The sequence below is a fragment of the Shigella sp. FC1967 genome, assembly GCF_001743005.1.
Taxonomy (GTDB): domain Bacteria; phylum Pseudomonadota; class Gammaproteobacteria; order Enterobacterales; family Enterobacteriaceae; genus Proteus.
In genome coordinates this window covers 1-2,005 of record NZ_MIIZ01000906.1, presented here as the reverse complement: position 1 = coordinate 2,005, position 2,005 = coordinate 1, and the positions used below count along the sequence as shown (strand labels likewise).

3 protein-coding genes and 1 pseudogene are annotated in these 2,005 nt (G+C 50.5%); 3 read left to right on the top strand and 1 reads right to left on the bottom strand.

Translation table 11 applies throughout. The features are described 5' to 3' along the window. Positions 1–208: pseudogene (locus BHE89_RS15665) on the top strand (hypothetical protein); the annotation flags it as partial. A gap of 8 nt (positions 209–216) precedes the next feature. On the opposite strand, the gene BHE89_RS27140 reads toward BHE89_RS15665, so the two are convergent. After that, complete coding sequence (locus BHE89_RS27140) at positions 217–573, bottom strand: hypothetical protein (RefSeq protein ID WP_020833609.1); 357 nt, start codon at positions 571–573, stop codon at positions 217–219. 96 nt (positions 574–669) lie between these two features. Between BHE89_RS27140 and BHE89_RS15655 the strand changes: the two genes are divergently transcribed. Beyond that, entirely contained in the window at positions 670–1,158 is a 489-nt protein-coding gene (locus BHE89_RS15655; RefSeq protein WP_001273096.1) for a DUF1643 domain-containing protein, read from the top strand. Positions 1,159–1,160: 2 nt separating this feature from the next. Continuing rightward, entirely contained in the window at positions 1,161–1,658 is a 498-nt protein-coding gene (locus BHE89_RS15650; protein ID WP_000062185.1) for a hypothetical protein, read from the top strand. The last annotated feature ends 347 nt before the right edge of the window (positions 1,659–2,005 follow it).

Here is a 2,005-nt window from a genome sequence, read left to right as displayed (position 1 = left end):
AAAAAGCGAGCAAGCCGAAGCCTTGGCGCGAAGCGAGAAACTTGAAGCCGACGATAGGAAGCGCAATGAACTCGAAGAGCTGATGCTACCCATCAGGAAGCAATATGGGGCATTAACAAAGCGACGTGATAGGGCAGGGGCCGCAGCTCTTGAAGAAGCTGTCCTGAGAGCGCTGAGAGCGCCCATCAGGAAGGCTGAGGAGAAATGACCTTGATATTAGCAGCTCAACAGTTCCCCAGTCTCATAGTCATACCCAAAAGTACCACTCATGCAGGGAGAGCTTTTCTTGTTCTTGCGGCGACCACCTTTATGCTGTTGCTGAACAGGCTCCTTGGGAGCGACAAGCAACCCATAAAAAATAGCTCCGACAAGTGCCGCTTGCCACGCGAAAACAGCAACCAGAATCCAAAAAGCAGCAGCCAGAACCGGCAGTTTGTGCAGAAGGTTGAGCACCGGCTTGGCCCAAATCACTGCCGGGATAGCCAGCACTGCGTAACCCCAGTTGGTGGCCTCAAGCATAGCCAGGCCAAGTACAACAACAGCCATCAGCGCGATATTCAGTACATGTTTCATGGTCATCTCTCCTTTTCAACTTACACTTTTATCCTATCACAGCATTAAAAAATGCAACTGTGAAAGGGCGTTTTTCATTCAAAAAGAGGTGACATTTTGAGTGCAATTATCAGCAAGTGCGGCATGTACAGATACCGTCTGGAAAGGGATGTGCAACCCGAAGGCCTTGTGTTCGGTTATTTTGGTGTAAACGGCTCTACGGCCACGGCCACCGAGGACGATCACACGGTCAGAAAGTGGATAGGGTTTACCAAGGTCAACGGAGGGAGGCGATTCATAGTCGGTAATGCTTTTGCTTTTCGGGCGACAGACGTTCGAGAGCTGGCTACGGCGGTTGATCCTGTCGGGCCTGAAAATGAAATCCACTTGGAAAGGATTATTCGGGATGCTGATGTCTTGGTGCCCTGCTGGGGGAGCCGAACTAAGCTGCCTAAGTCTTTGCATGTTCATTTGGACAGGCTTTTAGAGCAGCTCGTTGCATCTGGGAAGCCGGTATTGGCATTTGGCGTGACTGGTTCGGGGGACCCGAAGCACCCACTAATGCTTGGCTATTCAACAAAACTTGTGCCCTGGGGAGGAAAATAATTATGTCGATGCTTGAAGCACGTTACTTCGTGGCAAAGATAAGCGATGCACAGGCCGTGCTCTGCGATGAGGAGCTGGCGACACTGGAAAGGCTGATCCGGAAGGTTGATGATGGCCGCAGAGCAAATGGCAAGAGCTCGCTTACTTGCGTTGTTGTCGAAGAAGATTGGCCGAACTGGCAGCAAACGGTTGACTCTGTACTTTCACTTGCTGACGGGAAAGACAACGATTGGACCAATGCCACACCAGAACAAATCAAGGCCTTTTGGGTCGATGACTCAGTTTGGAAAACTCTGGATGGCCGGGATAAATGGATTGAAGATCTCGACCTGCTGGTGGACGGTTCCCCTGTGGCTTCTGAGTGGGAACCTTTTGGCTTGGAATCAGGGCAGTCTGTCGTCATACGAGGCGGATGGATAGAAGGGAATGCCTTGAGTGATGATGGCGTACCGCTAGTGCAGGCATTCGTCGCTTGGAAACAGGGCCAAGACAACCACTAAAGGAAAATTACTTCGGAAGGGCGGCTATGGCCGCTTTCTTTTTAATATTTACAGTATCACATAATGATACTATGATGTTGTTAATTTACTTGGGGAGGCGCTTATGCTCACTGCTAAATGTATAGGGTGCGGATGCACCGATGATCACGCTTGTGTTGAAAACGGTCAACCGTGTCACTGGCTTCGCGTGAATAGAGTGGAAGGTATCGGGGTCTGCTCTTCGTGCCCGGATGCTCTCAATCAATTCGCATCGACCAGCCAGGAACAAGCAACTGGACAGGATGACTACCGGAACAGTCCAGAATGGAAGGATTTTTCATCACGCATTAGTAATGCACTATGCGGGG

Coding starts and splice junctions, on each gene's coding strand:
- BHE89_RS27140 (WP_020833609.1), bottom strand. CDS start 573: ATGAAACATGTACTGAATATCGCGCTGATGGCTGTTGTTGTACTTGGC.
- BHE89_RS15650 (WP_000062185.1), top strand. CDS start 1,161: ATGTCGATGCTTGAAGCACGTTACTTCGTGGCAAAGATAAGCGATGCA.